Origin of the sequence: Luminiphilus sp. nBUS_07 (assembly GCF_051201685.1) — a bacterium.
GTDB lineage: Bacteria > Pseudomonadota > Gammaproteobacteria > Pseudomonadales > Halieaceae > Luminiphilus.
Map to the genome: position 1 here is coordinate 3,069,593 of NZ_CP179213.1, position 20,496 is coordinate 3,090,088.

Below are 20,496 nucleotides of genomic sequence, written 5' to 3' on the forward strand. Positions count from 1 at the left end.
ATTTTAAACTTCTTTATTCCGATTTTTGGAGAATAAAACTGTTCAATTTAACGATAATACAGACATAACTGTTTTTGAAAGGGGGCTTAATGAGATGAAAGAGTTAAGACATTCCATTCGGGCTCACACCAATGGAGACGAGACATCATTAGTCAACGAACTGTTGAGTCACGACAGTCTGGATTCAGCAAAACAAGCCTTGATTTCAAAGCAAGCGACCTCACTCGTCAATGCTTGTCGTGAATGCAGCCATCAGGCAGGTACCTTGGATGCATTCCTCCAAGAGTTTGGACTTTCAAACAAGGAGGGTGTCGCGCTCATGTGCCTAGCCGAGGCCCTGCTCCGTGTTCCGGATGAAGCGACGGCTGATCAGCTCGTCGGAGAAAAGATCCGCTCGGGAGACTGGGGATCGCATCAGGGCGCATCCTCATCTCGCTTTGTGAATGCCTCAATTTGGGGACTCATGCTGACCGGACGGGTCATGGCGCTTGGAAGTGAGGCCACCGAAGATACGGGATCCTGGGTACAAGCCCTTACGAGGAAAATGGGCGAACCTGTCGTCCGGCGAGCGATCCTGCAGGCCATGAAAATCATGGGGGGTCAGTATGTGCTGGGGCGCACAATTAAGGAGGCTATTCGTAAAGGTCGCGCAGCCAACAGCCCCAGCACCCGTTTTTCTTTCGACATGCTGGGCGAAGGGGCTCGCACCGCCAGTGACGCGCAACGCTATTTTGATGCCTATGGCGAGGCAATTCGTGTTCTTGCGGACGCTAACACCGAGGTTGACGTCACTCACGCGAACGGAATATCCATCAAACTCTCTGCGCTGCATCCACGTTATGCCTTCAGCCAGTATGACCGTGTCATTTCAGAGCTACTGCCTCGACTTAAGCAACTGGCCAAGATGGCAAGAGCGGGCGGTCTCAGTTTAACCATTGATGCTGAAGAATCAGAGCGGCTGGATGTTTCCCTTGATCTTTTTGAAGCTTTAGCTCGAGACCCCGATCTCTATGATTGGGATGGTTTGGGGTTTGTCCTACAGGCCTATCAGAAAAGAGCAGAAGCAACATGCGACTGGCTTATCGCCATGGCGAGGGAAACCAATCGGCGTTTTATGGTTCGGCTTGTAAAGGGCGCTTACTGGGACAGGGAGATCAAGCACGCGCAGGAATTGGGACTGCCCGATTACCCGGTATTTACGCGAAAATGCAATACCGACCTCTCCTACCAAATTTGCGCGACAAAGCTGTTGAGTGCGGCTGGTGCTGTATTTCCGCAGTTCGCAACCCATAACGCGCATACCGTCTCAATGATCAAGGCACTAGCCCAAGGCAATACCGACTTTGAATTCCAGCGTTTGCACGGTATGGGTCAATTACTTTACGCGCAGCTGTCGAAGTCTGACGCAAGTACGCCAATCCGTGTTTATGCCCCCGTCGGTAATCACAAAGACCTTCTTCCCTACCTCGTCAGGCGGTTACTAGAAAATGGTGCCAACAGCTCCTTTGTGAACCGATTTCTGGATGCGAGCGTGTCCGCGAGCGAACTGAACCGGGATCCCATCGAACAAGTATTAGCCGTGTCCCAGCGCCGGCACCCCAAAATTCCGCTGCCCAGACAGTTATATGCCCAAGAGACAGTCCCCTGGCTCAATGCGATGGGGTTTGATTTGAACGACGCGTCAGTGGTCGGAGACCTCTTTCCGAGATTGACGTCACTTGCACAACGCACGGAGGCGAGACCTATTGTGGGTGGACAGTCCGTCACGAGCGAGCTAAGACCCGTTATCAATCCCGCCTCGGGCGAGACCGCCGGTTACGCTGCCTCAACCAGTCCAGAAGAGCAGGACAAAGCAATCGAACTAGCAGTTTCCGCACAACCGCTTTGGGATCTGCGCGGCGCTCATCATCGGGCCGAGTGCCTGGAGCGCGCGGCTGAGCTATTGGAGGCGCAAATACCCGAACTGATGGGAGTCATCGTATCCGAGGCAGGCCGAACCCTCGAAGACGCGCTTTCTGAGGTGCGCGAAGCCATAGATTTCTGCCGCTACTACGCACAACAGGCAAGGGAAAAATTTACCGACCCAATAAAACTTCCAGGTCCGACCGGAGAACTTAACGCGCTTAGTCTCCATGGAAGAGGCGCCTTTCTCTGTATTAGTCCTTGGAACTTCCCCCTAGCTATTTTCATGGGACAGGTAAGTGCCGCCCTTGTTGCCGGTAATGCGGTCTTAGCAAAACCTGCAGAACAAACACCCCTGATTGCTTTTGAGGCAGTCAAACTATTGCATGAGGCCGGAATCCCCGAGGACATTCTGCATCTTCTCCCCGGGGACAAAAGCGTAGGGGCTGCTCTGGTGGCTGATAACCGTATTGCAGGCGTGGCGTTTACAGGCAGCACAGAAACCGCGAAAGGCATCAATCGGGAACTCGCTGCCCGCGATGGCGCCATAATTCCGCTCATCGCTGAAACTGGGGGCATAAATGTAATGCTCGTGGATGCAACAGCGCTACCTGAGCAAGTTGTCGATGACGTTATCGTTTCGGCATTTCAAAGCGCGGGGCAGCGCTGCAGTGCCCTGCGCGTACTCTATTTACAGGAGGACATCGCCGATGCGGTGATCGACATGCTACGCGGGGCAACGCTGGAGTTAAGAGTTGGCGATCCAATGGAACTTCGAACCGATGTAGGCCCTGTAATTGACGCCCAGGCCCAGCAGCTCATCGAAGAGCACACAAACAGAATGCGCCGGGAGGGGCGGCTTTTGTCGAAGGCTTCGCTCAATCCCGACTTAACCAACGGTCATTTTGTTGCGCCTCAAATCTACGAAATAGATCGCCTCGATCAGCTAGAACGCGAAGTGTTCGGACCCATTTTGCATGTAATTCGCTACAAGAAATCCGAGCTGCAAGACGTGCTAGCCGATATCAGGGCGTCAAGCTATGGACTCACCTTGGGTATTCACAGCCGCATAGACGGCTTTGCCCAAACGGTATTTGAAAATACCCAGGTGGGTAATACGTATATCAATCGCAATACCGTAGGCGCCGTCGTCGGAGTGAACCCATTCGGAGGCCAAGGCCTGTCTGGTACCGGACCTAAAGCTGGAGGGCCTCACTATTTGTATCGATTTGTTTGGGAGAAAACGCGTACGGACAATGTGGTAGCCAAAGGCGGTAATACGGACCTATTTACGCTGCAGGAATAGTGACTTTGTGAGCATTAGCAACAATCGCTACCAGCAAGCTTTGCGACACCGAAGAAACTGCCAATGATCTGACTTTAAGTGGCGGCAGCCATACAGACTATCTCGACTTTAACCCTCGGATCATGGAGTGCAGCCTCGACTGAAGCCCTTGCTCACTTATCGCTAAGTTAGAAGCGTCCACCCGTGTCTTGGTGCGGCCAGTTGGCCTTGACATGGTAAAGGTCGGCGGTTCGACAACATGCGACTTCAGGAGCATGTTGGTCGCCAGAGCGCAGCGACGGCGCCCCGAAGGGGTCAGAGCCCGCGAGGCAAGCGCGCTCGAAACAATCCGTCTTGTCTCCCCACCCCTCTATAGTCCTGTTTTTACTCCATAATGATTTTTCGATTCACTGAGGTGGGGCGAGTTCTGGCGAGTTGCTGCGACAGCGAGAAAATATTGCTCAAAAATTCGCACTGCCTAGCAAGGGGTAGTACACGAAAATTCGCACTACCTACCGACGTTGGTCGGTCAAAGCGCTGCAATAACTGATTAAAACTTAAACGTAAGGCTCGCGGAATATCGAGGCATTCAAACAAAGTTTCTTCTGCCGCTAAAACCGTTGTTACTCAAGGCTATCCACCGGTAATGCAATAGTCATTACGCTCTCGCCCTTTCGGACCGGGGGACCAGCCAAACCGTACATCGCAAAACCCGATGCTGTTGCCGTTACTGTCTCAACAACGGCACCCGAATAGTCCCGAATTTCGCCGAGGACATCACCCTGAGTAACGTCTCTACCCCCAGTCTCAGTGGGGTGCCATATGCCCGAGTGCCCGACGGGAACAGAATGTGTTCCCTCGTAGTACCGGTGCTGAGTCGTTTGGCGAGCTTCCGAAATTGGGAGCATATCAAGTGTTTGCATACCCGCTTTCAAGCCCGAGACAATAGCCTTCACATGTGCAGGGTCGCGCCCTCCATTTTGTCCTATCTCGACCAAAATCGTTGGCGCACTTGCAGCAACTCCTTGCCGATTAAGCGATCTACCCTTATCAATCTGCGCCTGCGTTCTCATTTGGTATCGTACGATAGCGGGAATACCAAACGCCTCGGCAAATCGAAGTGCCGACGGATAATCACTAGCTAGCGCCCCTCCGTAAACACCAATAAATGGATGCAACCACTCTGCACCATCCCCACTGTGCACATCGACCACAAAATCGGCATTGGCAATAAGTTGTGTGGCAAGCGCGTGCGCAATTCGCTCGGTCTGCGTCCCATTCTCGCTTCCAGGGAACGATCGATTTAAATTCTTATTGTCGTAAGGGTTGACGTAGGGTGACCGAGATTCAAGCGCACTGACATGGCTCGGTCGGGAGAGTAATACCGTGCCCGACAATAGATTAGGGTCAATATCATCGGCCAACTTTTCTGCCGCAAGAATGGGCGCGAATTCGTAGCCGTGAACCCCGGTAGAGATAAACAGCGTGGGGCCGGGTTTGACGCCTCGTATCGCCGTCACAGGGATAAAGGTAGCTGGATCTGTTTCTCCAGCAGGGATTTCAATGCGGTAGTCAAATCGACCGGCCTCTTGGATAGCTTCAGCCTGCGAGTGCCCTACCCCGGCAAAAAATAGGATGGTAGATACCAAAGTGGTCTTAGCACGCAAGTATTTAAAGCTCATACAGAAACCCGTCAATCACTGCTGGAATAAAGGTGTGTGAACAATCTGCTCGGAATCAAAGGTCTCACCCAGAAACAACCGAGGATAGTAAAAGTGTCGTAGCCTTTTGTGGAATTGCCGAACTCGCTCTTCATAAGCCAGCTGTGACGCCATGTCGGTCTCTGCCAACGTCTGATACACGCGTTCAAACAGCGCCGGTGGGGACAACGCGGCAACAACCCAACCCCATTGATCTCGCGATGAACGACCCTCCATATAAGCTCGGGATAACGGTTCCGCAGTTTGGTCTCCCACCTGCTGGAAAGCGTAATACCACTTCCACTCAAAGGGCTGCGTAACATCCGCGTAGGGCCTCCACTCTGGATGACGCTCTACAAAAGCCTGCATGGTCACTTCTTTTGGTAAATCCCAAGCATCATTGACCGCTTCTCGCTGAGTCATTTGAATATTTGCGCCAGAGGGTACTGGAACGGCGTATTGAATGAAGAGGCGACCTGTTGTGGGCACCACGATAACCAGCACAACCCAAATACCTAAAAGCTGTCCCAGAAGAGTAGCGGAAGCCTGTTCCTTATTTGCAACTGCGTAGCAAAGGTACGACCAAAACCCCACATTAAGAACCAACACAAGCAGGCCTGCACCCACAGTTGTCATTGAGGCACCGCTCATGAGGGCTCCAAACATCAGAGGTATACCTGATGCGCAAGCCACCGACAGAGAAATCAAGGTGGCGCGCAAGCGGAAAGGTGATGATGCCGCGCCACTGCTCGCAACCAAGAGAGACAAACGACGATTCTCTCGCTCCTGAGATTTGAGATCATGAAGCAAGACAATAAGTAAGAGTGGCACAACGACTCCGCCAAAAAATGCAAAGTCAAAACTTCCCACCAGTGCGAGAACCGGATTGCCTACGTCTCGCTCGTAGATTTGCCCTTCCAGCGCGAGCGCTCGAACCCGGTGCTTCCAAGGCTCGTTCTCGCGTTGCCCAAGCGCGGCAAATGCAAATAAAGACGGCTCGTTGTATACGAAGTGAAAGCTTGCGTAAGCAAGGCCGCCCCAATCACTTTGCTCAGCTCGCGCAAGCTCAAGCTCGTTACCATCGAGCTCAATCAATTCCGCAATCACCGCCAGCTGAGAATTGACTTGCTGCTGACCACTGTGAACAGCGAGCCCTGACATAATCAGCGTTGCTAAAAGACAAATGACGATGAACTTGCTTCGGGCTAAATGCCTTGCTTCGCGATTCAACACGGACAGCAACTTCATGGTCTGACCCTCTGGCTGAGGACAGTAAGCACAACAAGCAATACCGACAACCAAGCAACCAGCAAAGAGAATGCCGACCACGCACTACTTATCCGCACTTCGGGCGTCATAGGCGAAAAATCAAAGCGCTCTAAAACACGCCAGTTTTCGGAGGCAATGCGCGTACGCTGCTCAGCTTCCGGATCAGAGCTTCGCTTTATGTCATCTGCAAACGTCAGTTTTTCAGCGTGCAACCGATTTAAGCCTTGCACGAACTCATATCTCGCATGTTCTGCTTTGCGCAAAAAGGCATGGTGATTCCGAAGGTCACTTCCAGCCAACACCCTCGACGCCTCCATAACCGATAAGAACGGCGATACCCATCCATAGTTGAGCAGAAGGCCGCTTTGGAGTGCCTCATTACGCATGCGAGCCTCGGCAAACTGATTTAGCAATTCAGTCTGTTTTTGCTCACCGTATTCGGAAACGATGCCGCGGAAATTCACCGGCAGGTCCTCAATCGCCTCAACACCATTGTCCTCAAGTAGTTTCTGGCGCAGGCGCTGAAAGGCAGAGTCATTGACGTTATGGCTATCGCCCAATTCTCGCAGTTTTGCTGTCATTAAGAGATTGGACTTAATGTGACCTACCGCAGGTGCGTTCTGACCCACCTGGCTCACTGCGAGCGAGGGCAACAACAATGTAGTAGCAAGCCAAAGTGCTGTCAGAGTGATGAGTGCATGACTTTGGCGCGACGAGATAATCGAGATAATAAGCGTCAGCAATGACCAGATCCCGAGGTATATCAAATAGGTCACCAGCAACATGCACACAACCCACAACGACTCACCATTAATAATTGCCACTGTGCCTGTGAGGGCGAGCGGAATTAACAAAACGCAAGCCGCAGAAAGTAGAGCAAGTAGTTTGCCGCCCAATAAAGAAGCAGCAGATACATTTTGCGATAACAAAAGGGGTAGCGTGGACGCGGCACGCTCTCGCACAACAGCGTTGTGGCCTAGCAAGACAATGATAAGCGGGACAAATAGTTGATACGCAAATGCTGGCGTCAAGTTTGCAAAGGGTCCGAGCTCGGCGCTTACACTTGAGTCGGCAAATGCCGCAGAGTTCTGACGATGCCCCTCGAGAAACAATGTCTGACCGGTCAGCGTATCTAGGCCAGGATCAAAAACCGAGAGCGGTGAGGGTGTTCGATAAACGTAGTGACCGTAATGCACCATTCGATGGGGGTGACGTGCCGGCTGCTCATAGAACTGCTGTTCCGCCTCCAGCTGTTGATGAGATCGTTCGTGGTGGGCTTCCAGCACAGACACAGTGGTGGCAGCAGAGGTCGTCAAAAGAAGCGCTAAAAACAACAGTGCCGCAGTTCTGACCACACTGGAACGCACCCAAAGACGCCACTCTTCTTTAGCAATGATCAAAGTGCTGTTCATTACGTTTCTCACTCCGTGAAAGCCGCATGAACCAGCTGTGTGTCTATCGACCGACCTTCGATAGCGGAGAACTCAGCGGTGACTGTCCCCCCTCGCAGCAAGCCAATTCGATCAGCGACTTGGCAAGCGCCGTAAACATCGTGCGTAACCATTAAAATTGCCTTACCGCCGCTCGCAAGATCTCTGACGAGCAAATGAAATTCATCGATTGCGATGGGGTCGAGGCCCGAGGTGGGTTCATCAAGTAACAAAATTTCGGAGTTTCGCAGCATGGCAAGTGCAATAGCGACTTTTTGTCGCATACCCTTTGAGTAATCGGCAAGCTTGCGGTGTCGAGCAGCCTCATCAAGCGATACACGATCGAGCGCAGCTTCACACTGATCCGGCTCAATGCTGAGCCCAGCCAGCTCGAGGAAATAGCTTAAGTTTTCATAAGCAGACAGATGCTCGTAAAGAGCCGCAGACTCAGGCAGGTAAGCAATGGCCTGTCGGCTCGCACGAATGTTCTCGGAGACTGGTATGCCTAAAACACGACATTCGCCATCACTGGGATCAAGAAACCCCAAAAACGAAAGCAGCGTGGTTGATTTCCCTGCCCCGTTGCCGCCTAGCAACGCGTAGATTTCGCCACCACCCACTGAAAAGGAGGCACTTTTCAGCACCTCCTTTCCCCCGCGCTGCACAAACAGCTCATGAGCTTGCAGAAAAGACTTCATTGCCATTAGAAGCTCAGCTTCGCAGAAACTCGCCAAGTACTGGGCGCCCCCGGCTGAACCCATAGCTCCGAAAATGAATTCACATAAAACTCCTCATCGAGGAGATTAGCGATATCCGCACGAATCTCTAGGTTAGGTGTCACCGCGTAAGAAGCGAATATCCGAACGGTAGTGTAGCTCGGCAATTCAAAGTCCGTCCCAAAGTAGCCCAGACGATCGTCAACGTACAATATGCCTGCACCAACCTCCATCGGTGAACCGTTCAATTGAAGATTTTTCGCAAGTTGAACCGTCGCTGTTAGCTCTGGAATATTGAGCAACCTCGCGCCTGCTTCTATCTGGCGGCCAAAATTGGGGTCAAAGAAGTCATTTGTAATCTCGGCGTCGACATACGCTAAGGATGCCCATAACGTTACATCACCTGCGAGTGTTCCATTCACGTCCAATTCAATGCCTTGGCTCTCAGCCTCACCCGCAGCGGCATAAGTGAATGCACTGGGATCGTCGACCACCAAAATATTTTCCTGCTGAACGCGAAACACAGTGAACGTTCCGTTTAGGGCTCCGTCGAGCGAAGCAAACTTCACGCCAGCCTCGAGCGATACCGATTGATTTGGATCAAACCCATTACCTTGAGAGTCGGTGCCCGATAATGGCCTGAAGTTCTCACCGTACGATAAATACCATGAGGTAGTGTCACTCGTTTGGTAGACCATCCCGAACTGCGGGCTAAACCGAGATTCGCTCGAGGTCACTGTCGAATTAGAGCGTCTATTGACCAGTTGTTGATCGTAGTCGTCAAAACGACCACCAACTCTTATATGGAAAGTATCCGAGAAACTGATTTGATCTTGAAAGAAAATACCCGTCGACTCTTGGGTCTCAACCCGATCAGCTTGAGGCCCGGGCTCTGGGAGAGCGTATTGCCCATACACTGGATTGAAGATATTGATTGCTTGAAGTTGCTCCAGCGAAGGGTTTGATGCTAGTGAAGGCGAACGCACTCTTCGGAAGACTTGATCGTTCTCAAAGTCATCTCTGTCTGCACCAATTATTACTCTATGCAGCGCACTGCCTGTTTCAAATTGACCCTCAAGTTCGCCTCGAAATACGGTATAGCTTGCATCATAGTGCCTATAACGACGCTGACGCGTTAGCGTCTCCGAGTCTCGGTAGAGTAGCTGACGACTACCCGAGAGTTCTGGTTCTGTCGAGAATCCTTCAAGCTCGGTGTCCCGACTGTTGTAACCCAAGCGAACACTCCACTCATCGTTAAAGCTATAGCTGTACTCCAACTGATGACCAAGCACCTCTGCCTTCATAGGCCCATCGCCCGGTTCACCGAGAAATGTATCGCGAGAAATAGCACCTAATTGATCATTTACCGCCAAAACACCTCGATCAAAAGGTACCTCCTGATCGCTGAATTCCATCTCATAAACAACTTCGCTACGATCGTTAATGCGCCATGCTACCGAGGGGCTCGCGCCGATGCGCCGGATTTCTATTGTGTCGCGAAAACTTTCAGCATCCTCATAAAACCCAACCAACCTTATCGCGACATCGCTCGACAGCGGCGTCGTGTAATCAACATCGGTTCGGACCGAATTAAACCGGCTAGCAGCAATGCTAACGGTTCCGGCCTGATCAAACGTTGGACGTTTAGTTACAAGGTTGATGGTCCCGCCCGGCTCGCCTCTGCCAATTAATGCAGCTCTGGGGCCCTTTAGTACCTCAACAGATTCCACCCCCGATAAATCCCTTGATCCACCGAAACCGCGACCTGCATTGAAACCGTTTACCAAGTAATTGCTTGGTAAATTCTCATCACCAACAAAACCCCGAACAGCAAATGCATTCCAGAGGCCGCCAAAGTTATTTTGCCGCGCTACTGAGGCACTGAGATCCAGCGCTTGATTTAGGTCGAGTGCACCCGCTTGTTGCAGCAACTCCTGGTCAAGTTCTAAGTCAACTTGTGGTGTTTCCAAAAAATCGAATTGACCGCGATAGGCCTGCTTCGTCCCAAGTACACGGACAGTCTCGATACTATTTTGCTCGCTTACTTGCTGCGCCTGTGCAGCGGTTACCGACGCCAGGCATGCGAGCATGACTAATCCAGTGAATGAATACTTCATTTTATATCTCCCAAAAATAACTAAAAAATGCCTCTTCCCTCGCTTTAGAGCCCGTCTTGGGTGCCTAAAACAAAAAAGGGGTAAAGCTTGTGCTAGCTAGCTTTGGGGGGTGGTGCGCGCGCAGGTGGGCGAACAAAGTGCAATCCGTAAGGAACGGCTGAACGATCCTTAGTGTCTTGCGCCGAGTCTCTAACTCGAAATTCGAACAGCCAGACGTCGAACGCTGCTGCCAGTTTGAGTGGCTCGTCAGTGAGTGCGCATAGAGAACAAACGTGGTGCTGCTGAGCGCGTTCCGCGTCGTGATCATCATGCGCATGAGCGGGGACCGCGAGTTGCAATGTGACTGACAGGCATAGGAGCCAAAAGAACTTAGTCACTGGCGCCCTACCGATTTTTAACAGCAAAAATATCATTATCAAACAACAATGTTTAAGACCGACTCCACCTAAAGAGTGGCTCTCGACATTACCTACTCACCTCATTAATTAATACATTACATCACTTTATGTTTAAGGCTTCTTTAAATATAAGTTGGTGACCGCATCACGATCTACAAAGTGAAAACGAATTCGACCAAGCAAAATGTAGGGTTGGGCACCCAACATCAAAACTCGCGAGACAACCACCGTTACACAACCGCACCTCTCTTAAGGCTTCTCAGAAGGATGACTAGCCTTTTGGTGAGCCATTAATCAAGATCCACCAAGCAATCCTTGCAAGTTAACAAAGCCTTGGGTTCATGAATGTCGATTAATGTTCCATAGAGTTTCGCGATGCCACTCAGCGCCGATAAAACTTTTGGCTCACCTATGGACACATCTAACTGTTCTAACAGTTCTTTGAGAATTATCTCCTCAGGAGAAAGTTCCTGACCATAATATTCAACTTGATAATCTTCCAATTCAGCCAGGCTGGCCGCATACGTGAGTGCATCGTCAACGCCCCCAATCTCATCTACCAACCCGATGTCTTTAGCGCTGGTTGCAATCCAGACCCTGCCGCCAGCAATCGCTTTGATATCGTCATAGGTTTGAGACCTTGATTCAGCGACGAAGTTAATAAATCGGTCGTATGCCTCTGAGCCCCAGCTTGAAAAGATTTTATCGAGGTCATCGTCAATTGCCTGAGTCGGGTCCCAACCACCATGCTTGGAAGTCACAACACCATCGAAGCTTACGCCAATGTAATCCATAGCGTTTTCCAATGTTGGCAGGGCAATCGCCACACCTATAGAGCCCGTAATGGTTGTAGGCTCAGCAAAGATATAATCCGCGGGAGTTGAGATATACACACCGCCAGAGGCAGCGTAGTCGCCCATAGAAACGATCACCTTGATGCCCTTTCTTTTGGCAGCCAGCAACTCATCTCTCATCATTTCACTGGCAATAATGGAGCCACCAGGGCTATTGACTCTGAAGACTATTGCTTTCGTACTTTCGTCTTCGTGTGCTTTCCTAATCTGTTTTACAACCCCGTTGGCACCAGCCACGCCCTGAGAGATTTCTCCCTCCCTGATTGCGCCTTCGGCAGTAATAACGGCAATTTGGTTACCACTATCCGAGGAATCATCAGTTATTTGTTTCGCGTACTCTGCATAAGAAATGGTTTTGTAAGTTTCTGTTTCAGCTTCCTCGTCTAACCCAAACTCCTCAATCATGTATTTACGGAACTCAGGAAATGATTTGGTGCCATCGATAAGGTTGTTGGCTTGTGCATAGGCAATGTTTCCTATGGCAGCCTCACCAAAAAATCCCACGTAGTTATCTGCAAAAGATTGGATGTCATCTGATTCAATTCCACGCCCTTCCGCCATCAAAGATTTCATTTCCTCCCAAATAGGAAAGAGCAGAGCTTCTCGCTGCATCCTGTCATTCTCAGACATACTAGATCTCCAACTTGTTTCAGTTGCAGATTTAAAATCTCCCTGTGAATAGTTGTGTACCGTTATTTTCAGGTTTTCGAAAAGGTCTTTATTGTAGTTTCTCATTCCACCAAGACCTCTGACGCTTATGCTTCCGACCGGGTGAACCCATACTTCAGATGCTTGAGAGGCCATGAGATAAGATGTGGTAGACAGACGATCATTAAAAGCAATGACTCTCTTACCAGAATCTCGAAGGGCTTTTAGCTCTTTTGCAACATTGACTGCTGTCGTTGGCCCAGCAAAACCAGTGGATGAGAAATCAACGACCACCGCAGGAATACTGTCATCATCAGCCGCTGCCCTTATGAGCTTTATGAGATCTCGCGTTTGAATTTGAGTGCTGGAAGCGTCTGTAACGGTGGTCAATAAAGACTCTGAGTTGAAAACTTCTTGATCAACTACCATTCCCTCTGGGTCGATCAGCAGCGCTTTGCCGGCCGGATCCTCAACGTCTGGCCCAGAAGCGGTTAGCGCTTTAATTATTGCAATCACAAAAAACATGACAATGAGGGCGGTACCCAAGTCCAGCACAATGGATCGTACTTTTTTTAGAAATCGACCAAGCCAAGAAAAAATAGATGTAAACGCACTCATAAAACTCTCCAACTTACTATCATCCTGAATGTGAGGTTGCTTCGGTAACCTTGATAATTGCTTCAAAACCAATAAATGACCGGCGGTCAATTATGTAGGTGGCCAGCAGTCATTACAACCGTAGGTGAGATTTTTGACTGGACTGCGACGATGAACCCAGGCTCATCAGCGTTACTGTGAGGGAGTAACAGTGGCATTTTCGGGGTGCTACTGTAACCAAGAATAGCGGTTCGCAGCGTACGCACTGATGTAGGGTTATTGGCGCAAACCACAGTCAATGATATATGGTATCAGTAATGGAGTCCTTTGTAATGCTCCCCTCAGCAGGCCTTGCAGGCACGAAGCCCAAAGGCACGAAACAAGCCTGAGTGTGTTGCTAGCTGTCCGCTCAATCTCATCATGCAACCGGCCCTTAGGCGGACTTCAAATGTTGATAGAAAGGTCTGAGGAAGCGCCGCTGCTCACTGGCCACCGCCAAGGGTTTGCCTTATCCGCCTATGCGGCGAACAGGGCCTTGCGCCTGTTCAAATGATCGTCACTACCACTCTGGCTTTTCACAGGTCAGAGGCTACTTCCAATAATGGACTATCGACTTTCCTAGTAAATCACCAACCCGAATTCAGCAGGCTATGCACAAACAGCGACATACGAGCAGCAAAGCGGCGTCGCGAGTATTCCAAAGATGACAACTCGCCGCCAATTCCCTCAATTAGGTTAACAAATAGCTGGCCTTCAAGTACTTTCGCTACATCGATGGCGTGCGCATAACGCTAATTTATTGCCCGGAGCTCGGAGATTTTGCATGACCCCATCAATCCGCAACACGATGATTTCTACATTTGGCCGACCCGTCGCCCTATTGACCCTGAGCTGCGCGCTAATGAGCTTTAACCATAGCGCCATCGCCGGCGACGAGTGCCCAGCGCCGGCGCTCACAGTCAAAGAGAGCCCCATTACGCCAGTAGATCAGCAAAACTACTCTCTGGCCGAGACCCAAGTGATCTTTGCTGACTATGTGCGAAAAATTGCTAAGGGCACTTGCAGCGGCGGTGTGGGTCAGCTGATGCACCTCCGCAATACGCCTGACCCTACTGACCGCACCATTTTGCGCATTAACTTTGACACCATTTATTCGTTTTTAATTCTAGACCTCACCACGCCGGCAACGATTACGCTGCCCGAGGCCAATGGCCGCTATCAAAGTGCCGAGGTTTTAGATGAGGAGCATTACATTCCGTTCATTTTTCAAGAGCCCGGCCGCTACGAGCTCACTCAGGAAAACGTGGGTGGGCAATACGCTATTGTGATCTTCCGCACTCAGGTGACGATGGGCGATGATGAAGACCTAAAAGCGGTGCATGCATTGCAAGATCAAATTCAGCTCGAGCAGGAAAGCCCGGGTAGCTACGCAGCCACTAACGCTTGGGACATGGATGAAATCCTCGCTATGCGCAAGACCTACCAAACCCGCGCGGTGCGCGATCAAGTACCCTCAGAGAAGATGGCTGGCGCCCGCGGAGAACTCACACATGACATGCACAACTTCGGTCCCGCTGTGGGTTGGGGTGGGCAAACCAAGGAAGGGGCGATCTACCTGTTTATTGATGATAAACCCAGTGCACCGCAAACGCTTACCGTTAAAGATGTACCCATGGCCGACAATGCATTCTGGTCAATCACAGTGTACGACCGCGACGGTTACCCTCAGGGCGAGCACTTTAGTCTAAACAGCACCTTTGCCACCGAGAACGATCAGGGTGAGGCCGTCGTGCACTTTGGTGGCTCTCCTGATCAAGAGAATTACCTCGAGATCTATGAAGGGTGGAACGCCACCTTCCGCATATACTCTCCCGAGGCTGAGTACTTTAATGGCAGCTGGGAAGTGCCCAAGCCAGAGCTGGTAGCCGACTAACCCGCCCTCTTTCTGCGCTCGGGATGCACCGCGCGCAGAATTTTCAACTCAATTATGGCAAGGCGGCTATGGAGAGCCTCTGGTTCAGCAACACAGCCCGAAGATTCCCAACCTTGGCAGAAAGCCCCGACGCTCATTCAGCGAGCTGCAGCTCCGGTCGCACCCACGAGCCATCAAAGTAGGCTGGCTGAGGGGTGTAAATGCGCAATGTAGCGTTCCACCCGGCGTAGACCGGCAGGTAATTGTCTGCCGAGGGATCGCCGCCAAAATTGAGCACAGTGTCACCGTCGGCATTCGGTTTGGCAAAGGAGCTATTCATATTGAAGGGCTCAGATGCAACGAAGCCGTCAGCGTCGTAAACGGTGATTGACCAAAACGCATTATCTGCGTGGGGCACGTTGTTAAGCGTTAGCGTCTGATGCTCCATCGAGTCCGGAGTATAAAAAAGATAGACCGCGCCCTCTTTGGGCTGCCCGCCCCAACCAATCGCGACGCCCACGTTATTCAAGTCGTGATCAATCTCACCCTGCTTGCCGAACATATCCTCCGACTTGTAACCCTTTTCATCGCGAAGAATCTGCAGCTCCTTACGCATGGCCATAATGGCTTCTCGATCCCAACGATCTGTGAATAGCAATTCACCCGGATCTGCCTGCTCAACACGGACCAAGTCCTGAAGCGCGTTGGCCTCTTTGATATCCGCGGGATCCTGCATATTCATCTGGGTCCGGATACCCACCAACACGTAGCGACTTCCCGAATTCTCACGCGTCAACGTGAAACTACCGGCCTCCGTCACCACAAAAGGCATCCAATGGCCTTCGTTGAGCACCTGAGCAGACTGATAGCGACCGCCCGTTTCCGGCAGGGTGATCGTTGCTGGCGAGTTAAGGTCGAGCAGCACCCAGGAGTAAAGCGTATCGAAGTTAACGCGGGCGAAGGCTTTGTGGTTGGGGTCTGAGGGAACACGCTCGTGCATCAGCACTCCCATGCCGCTCGAGCAAGTCGCTTGTGCGATCTTCTGAATATAGGCGCCGGCAAAAATCGACTGAGTCTCCGCGGTCGCGTAATTGTCCGCGGTCAGTGGCGTAAATTCCTCAGCCTCAATACGTACCGCAGGTGGCGGACACGCAGCCTCCTCAGCTAACACCTGCTGCGTCAAAGCGGGCGAAACGAGCGCTGCGACTGACAGCATGACAGGCATAAAAAAACGGCTGGACATAAACCTCTCCTCTAAGAGAACAACTGGGACAACGGTTCAGGGACTGTTATTGACACTGCAGGGCTCTCAAATGCAGTAGCGTTACTCTAACCGTAACTCAGACGAGCAGGGGGTGAAATAGTTGTCCCAGCAGAAATCGCCACGGTGGGATCAAGTCAGGCGCTTTGTCGCACAATGATAATCGAGTACGATCGGGAGAAATAAGGACAGGTAGAGCGGCAAACAACATAGTGCCCATGTCAGAACATATCAAACGTAAGCATCATGGCAGGATCGGCAAGGCTATCGCCTTTGCTTTGACCTTCGGTGTGATCGGTGATTTGAGTGCTTATCCCGGCTCTCTTGGAACAGCCCTCAGCCTAGCTTGCCAACTCAGGATCGGTGCCGCGGGTGGCGCGGAGGCCCACGCCCAAAACTTGTATGACGCTGCCGATGCGGTCGTTCAAAATAAGTGCATTGGTTGTCACATTGAGGATGGCCTTGCCCCCAAGGCGGGAGCCTCACTGGCGTTGCGTCAAACATCGGACCCGACCTACCTTGATTTTAACTTTTCAAATTTCCACGCCCTCTCGGAAGCTCGTAGTTCTCAATACATACTAAATAAAGCACAGGGGGCGGCGCACGGTGGCGGCGCTGTTATTGAGCCCTTCTCCTCAGACTATAAATTACTCGCTGACTTTTTACATTCGTTGGAGCTCGGTTCGACTTGCAGTCCATCTTCACTAAAGAAAACAGCTGGCGATGTTACCCCCGACACCTTGTGGAGCGGGGTAAACAGCTTGAGTGCCCCTCAGCTCTATCGCAAAGCTGCCGTTGTCCTAAGTCGACGGGTACCCACGGCAGAAGAGCATGACCGACTGAGCCGCGGCGACATTACGCTAGATGCAGCGATTGATGAACTCATGGCCGGTCAAGGCTTCCATGACTTTCTGGTAACGGGCGCAAATGATCAGTTATTAACCGATGCTTTTACCAACGGGCTGTTTCCCATCTCATTGGACGGTCTGTGGTGGCCGGAAGCTGGTACGGCTAATCTCGCTCTTTTTGAAAACTTAGAGCGGGACGAAGAGCTTTACAATAACAATGAAGCTTGGGAGCTGTGGATAGCGAAAAATTATGGACACGCTCGTGCCCCCGTCGAACTCATTGCGTATGTGGTTGAAAACGATAAACCTTATACCGAAATATTAACTGCCGACTATACGATGGTGACGCCGCTAACTGCGGACACTTTGAATGCCCAGCTTGAAAATCCATGGGAACAAGCCGTTGTTTACAACGGCGAATACACCGAGTTCCATAAAGAATTTAGACCAGCCAAAAACTTTGGCACATTTAACTCCCCCCCCGGCGAAGAAATTTGCAATCCCATTCAGGTGGGCAACTGCTATCCCAGCTCTTGGGACCCGTTTGAGTGGCCACATGCGGGCGTTCTAAACACGATGGCATTCTTAACGCGCTACCCGACAACTGAAACCAACCGAAACCGTGCGCGTGCTCGGTGGACCTACAAGTTCTTTTTAGGGCTCGATGTGGAAGCGTCAGCGGCTAGAACCACCGATGCGGCGGCGCTGGCCGATAAAAACAATCCAACCCTGTTAAATCCTGCTTGTACGGTATGCCATCAAACGCTAGATCCGGTAGCGGGCGCCTTTCAAAACTATGGGGAAGTGGGCAATTTCAGGGACAGCGATTTTACGGATACTCTGCCCTGGTCTTATAAGCTCGATCCGGAATCGGGCTACGTCAGCGGGGATACCTGGTTTCGCGATATGAGAACGCCAGGGATGAACGGCAACTCTGCCCCGGACGCATCAAACAGTCTGCAATGGTTGGCACAGCAAATTATTGCAGACCCAAGGTTCCCGGTAGCCACCGTCGAGTTTTGGTGGCCTGCCGTCATGGGCCGGGCTTTATTGAAAGCTCCAGAAGATCCTCAACTCCCCAATTACAATGAAGAGCTTGAGGCCTTTAGCCTGCAACGCTATGAAGTGAATAAGCTGGCTGGCGCCCTCGTGCAAAATCAATTTAAGTTGAAAGCATTGCTGCGAGAAATGGTCCTATCACCCTGGTTCGCCAGCGGTGAGGTTGTAAGCCAAAACGCTAAGCTTTTTTCAGTGGCTAGCCTCGGTACCCGACGGCTGCTCACACCGGAAGAACTTGACGATAAGACGAAATCACTTTTTGGATTTAAGGTTTGGGAGCGAGCGGAAGAAAACATTCTTCCCGAATCCGTCACCTACGTGTCGGGTTGGGTCAATATAGCGCTAGGAGGCATCGACTCCTACCAAGTTAAGTCTAGAGCCAGAGAGGTTTCAAGTCTTTCTCTCGCTGCCGTGGAGCAGCACGCATCTGGAGTAGCTTGTGTTGTCGCCGAAATAGAGGCTGAAACCGTTGATGGCCAACGACAATATTTAAATACCGTCGACTTTTCTTCGACTCCCACAGACTCCGAGGAGCTGCGAGCGGTGTTGGTAAATTTGTATTCGCGCCTACACGGGCGCAGCGTGGCGGCGGAATCTGATGACGTCGAGTTGCTGGTAGATTTGTTGCTCGAAGCACAGAAGACTCACGAGTCACACACGAGCTGCTATTTTTGGGATGATCTTTCCTATGAAAAGCTGGGGGACGATCTGGATACGAGAGGGGTTCGGCAACAGGCCAACACGACACCGGTTGAACAAGCAAATACCTGGGCTTGGCGCCTTATATTCGATTACATGGTGGCTCACTATGATTACATCAATGAGTAAAACCATGGGTTTGACGCGGCGAAAATTCTTGGCCAGCACGGCAGCCCTAATCGCCTCAAGTCGAGTTTCATTGGTGCAAGGTTCTTCTCCGTATGATGGACCTTACCTGATGACGATTCATGCAAACGGGGGATGGGATTTATCGCTCTTTTGTGACCCTAAGGTAAATGTGCCCGGAGAGTTGCCAATTACCAACTGGTCTGAGGCAAGCGATACTCAGTCGATCGGCAATATCTTATTTGCGCCGATCGCAAACAATGATGACATGTTCCGAAAAATAGCCGCGGATTCGTTGGTGATAAATGGTGTCGACACACAAACCAATGCGCACCAAACAGGCGAGCGCCACACGTGGACAGGTTCCGCAAGTGAGGGCCGCCCCACCCTAGCAGCCCTGTATGCGGCTGCGAAAGCTCCCAATGCGCCAATAGCATTGATCAACAACGGAGTCTTTGGTGCTGATCAGGCGCTTGTGCGCACCGCCAGAATCTCACCGGGTGGATTGAAAGATTTGGTGCGCCCCCGCGATAGCACTGAAGAAGCTCTGCTTGCGAAGTATAAAACTCGAGGACTCAATGTCCTGAGCGAGCAAGAAAGGTATAACGACGCGCTGGCTAACCGTATGGGCGCCTTTGAAACCGGTATGCAAGGCAGAACATTATTAGACAAGCTGTACCAGAACCTGCCAAACGAGATGCCGCAATCTCAAGGCGTGTACCAAGGAGAAAGTAACCTAAAAGCGCAGATACAAATTGGTTTAGTGGCGTTCAGCACTGGAACCACCGCAAGCGTTGAATGCGGCGCCGGTGGCAACTGGGACACGCACTCAAGTGGTGAGTTTTCGCAAGTTCAAAACATTCAGGCTCTGAATGACGCGCTAATCTATCTTTGGGACATGGCTGACGAACTCGAAATCAGGGACAAATTGGTGGTTGTCGTGTCCTCTGATTTTGGCAGAACGCCCTACTACAACTCCTTTGGCGGCAAGGACCATTGGCCCATTAACTCCTACCTTATTATGCAGGGAAGTGCTGACTGGGGTGGTCGCAGCGTAGGACAAACCGATGCCTTACAAAATGCTGAAAAAATTGATCCGTCGACTCTGAAAGTATCGAACTCAGGTTCGCTAATTTATCCAAAGCACGTTCATCATGCATTGCATCGCTATTTGGGCATTGATGACTTCGCCGCTCAAGTTGGTTACGGCTTTCCGCAAACGGAACAGTATGATTTTTTCAACCCAAATCTCATGACCTAAGTTTTTCTCTGCGGCGTTACCGCTGCACTGCTCTCAGAGCACTTGGCGAACCCTGGAGTTCGCACACCACGCAGCAACGCGCTGGGAGTCGTCTTCAGTAATCGTGAGTGAAATAAAGCTCCCTCAAACCAAGTGAGAGAGGTGCTGCAAACCCAAGGCAACGGAACGCGGGCGGAGCTGTTCCAGCACTGCACAACCCCAACACCATCGACATTAACCGGGATCTGCCTAGGGAAGGTCGGATGTAAAACAAGTCTGCCGAAATACAGAGATGGCCAACTAGGGGTGATCAGTTTGATCAACCATAGTTTCGCAGGGGTATACACCTGACGGTCGACATCACCTCTGCACGCGACTGATTTGCTACACAGTGAAAGATCGCGCCTGCAACTGAAATGATAACTGCTATGCTGA

The 20,496-nt window shown here is 51.2% G+C and carries 11 protein-coding genes; 4 read left to right on the plus strand and 7 right to left on the minus strand.

Annotated features, from left to right (window positions below; translation table 11 throughout):
- The first annotated feature begins 94 nt into the window (after positions 1-94).
- Positions 95-3,208, plus strand: coding sequence for a bifunctional proline dehydrogenase/L-glutamate gamma-semialdehyde dehydrogenase PutA (gene putA / locus ACMAZB_RS13755; RefSeq protein ID WP_435217950.1), 3,114 nt, complete (start codon positions 95-97; stop codon positions 3,206-3,208).
- 602 nt (positions 3,209-3,810) lie between these two features.
- Here the strand turns inward: putA and ACMAZB_RS13760 are convergent.
- The 6 genes from ACMAZB_RS13760 to sppA all read right to left on the minus strand — a co-directional run bounded on the left by ACMAZB_RS13760 (position 3,811) and on the right by sppA (position 12,937).
- A complete protein-coding gene (locus tag ACMAZB_RS13760; protein WP_435217952.1) occupies positions 3,811-4,869 on the minus strand; it encodes a succinylglutamate desuccinylase/aspartoacylase family protein in 1,059 nt (352 codons plus the stop codon).
- Between the two features lie 15 nt (positions 4,870-4,884).
- The gene (locus tag ACMAZB_RS13765) at positions 4,885-6,135 is read right to left on the minus strand and encodes a DUF3526 domain-containing protein (protein ID WP_435217954.1); all 1,251 of its coding nucleotides are present in this window, start codon (positions 6,133-6,135) and stop codon (positions 4,885-4,887) included.
- On the minus strand, positions 6,132-7,568 hold the full coding sequence (locus ACMAZB_RS13770) for a DUF3526 domain-containing protein (protein WP_435217956.1): 1,437 nt from the start codon (positions 7,566-7,568) through the stop codon (positions 6,132-6,134). The genes ACMAZB_RS13765 and ACMAZB_RS13770 overlap by 4 nt, the downstream gene beginning before the upstream one ends.
- 8 nt (positions 7,569-7,576) lie before the next feature.
- Positions 7,577-8,290, minus strand: coding sequence for an ABC transporter ATP-binding protein (locus tag ACMAZB_RS13775; RefSeq protein WP_435217958.1), 714 nt, complete (start codon positions 8,288-8,290; stop codon positions 7,577-7,579).
- On the minus strand, positions 8,290-10,419 hold the full coding sequence (locus ACMAZB_RS13780) for a TonB-dependent siderophore receptor (RefSeq protein ID WP_435217960.1): 2,130 nt from the start codon (positions 10,417-10,419) through the stop codon (positions 8,290-8,292). Before ACMAZB_RS13780 ends, ACMAZB_RS13775 begins: the two co-directional genes overlap by 1 nt.
- Before the next feature lie 688 nt (positions 10,420-11,107).
- Entirely contained in the window at positions 11,108-12,937 is a 1,830-nt protein-coding gene (gene sppA / locus ACMAZB_RS13785; RefSeq protein WP_435217962.1) for a signal peptide peptidase SppA, read from the minus strand.
- A gap of 802 nt (positions 12,938-13,739) precedes the next feature.
- Between sppA and ACMAZB_RS13790 the strand changes: the two genes are divergently transcribed.
- Positions 13,740-14,849 (plus strand): DUF1254 domain-containing protein, encoded by a 1,110-nt coding sequence (locus ACMAZB_RS13790; RefSeq protein ID WP_435217964.1) that lies wholly within the window; start codon positions 13,740-13,742, stop codon positions 14,847-14,849.
- 133 nt (positions 14,850-14,982) lie between these two features.
- Here ACMAZB_RS13790 and ACMAZB_RS13795 read toward each other — a convergent pair whose 3' ends face one another.
- The gene (locus ACMAZB_RS13795) at positions 14,983-16,071 is read right to left on the minus strand and encodes a DUF1254 domain-containing protein (protein ID WP_435217966.1); all 1,089 of its coding nucleotides are present in this window, start codon (positions 16,069-16,071) and stop codon (positions 14,983-14,985) included.
- A gap of 236 nt (positions 16,072-16,307) precedes the next feature.
- On the opposite strand from ACMAZB_RS13795, the gene ACMAZB_RS13800 reads away from it, so the two are divergent.
- Positions 16,308-18,824, plus strand: a complete 2,517-nt coding sequence (locus ACMAZB_RS13800) for a DUF1588 domain-containing protein (RefSeq protein ID WP_435217968.1) — start codon at positions 16,308-16,310, stop codon at positions 18,822-18,824.
- Positions 18,805-20,082: a DUF1501 domain-containing protein gene (locus ACMAZB_RS13805; RefSeq protein WP_435217970.1), complete on the plus strand. Its 1,278-nt coding sequence runs from the start codon at positions 18,805-18,807 to the stop codon at positions 20,080-20,082. The genes ACMAZB_RS13800 and ACMAZB_RS13805 overlap by 20 nt, the downstream gene beginning before the upstream one ends.
- The last annotated feature ends 414 nt before the right edge of the window (positions 20,083-20,496 follow it).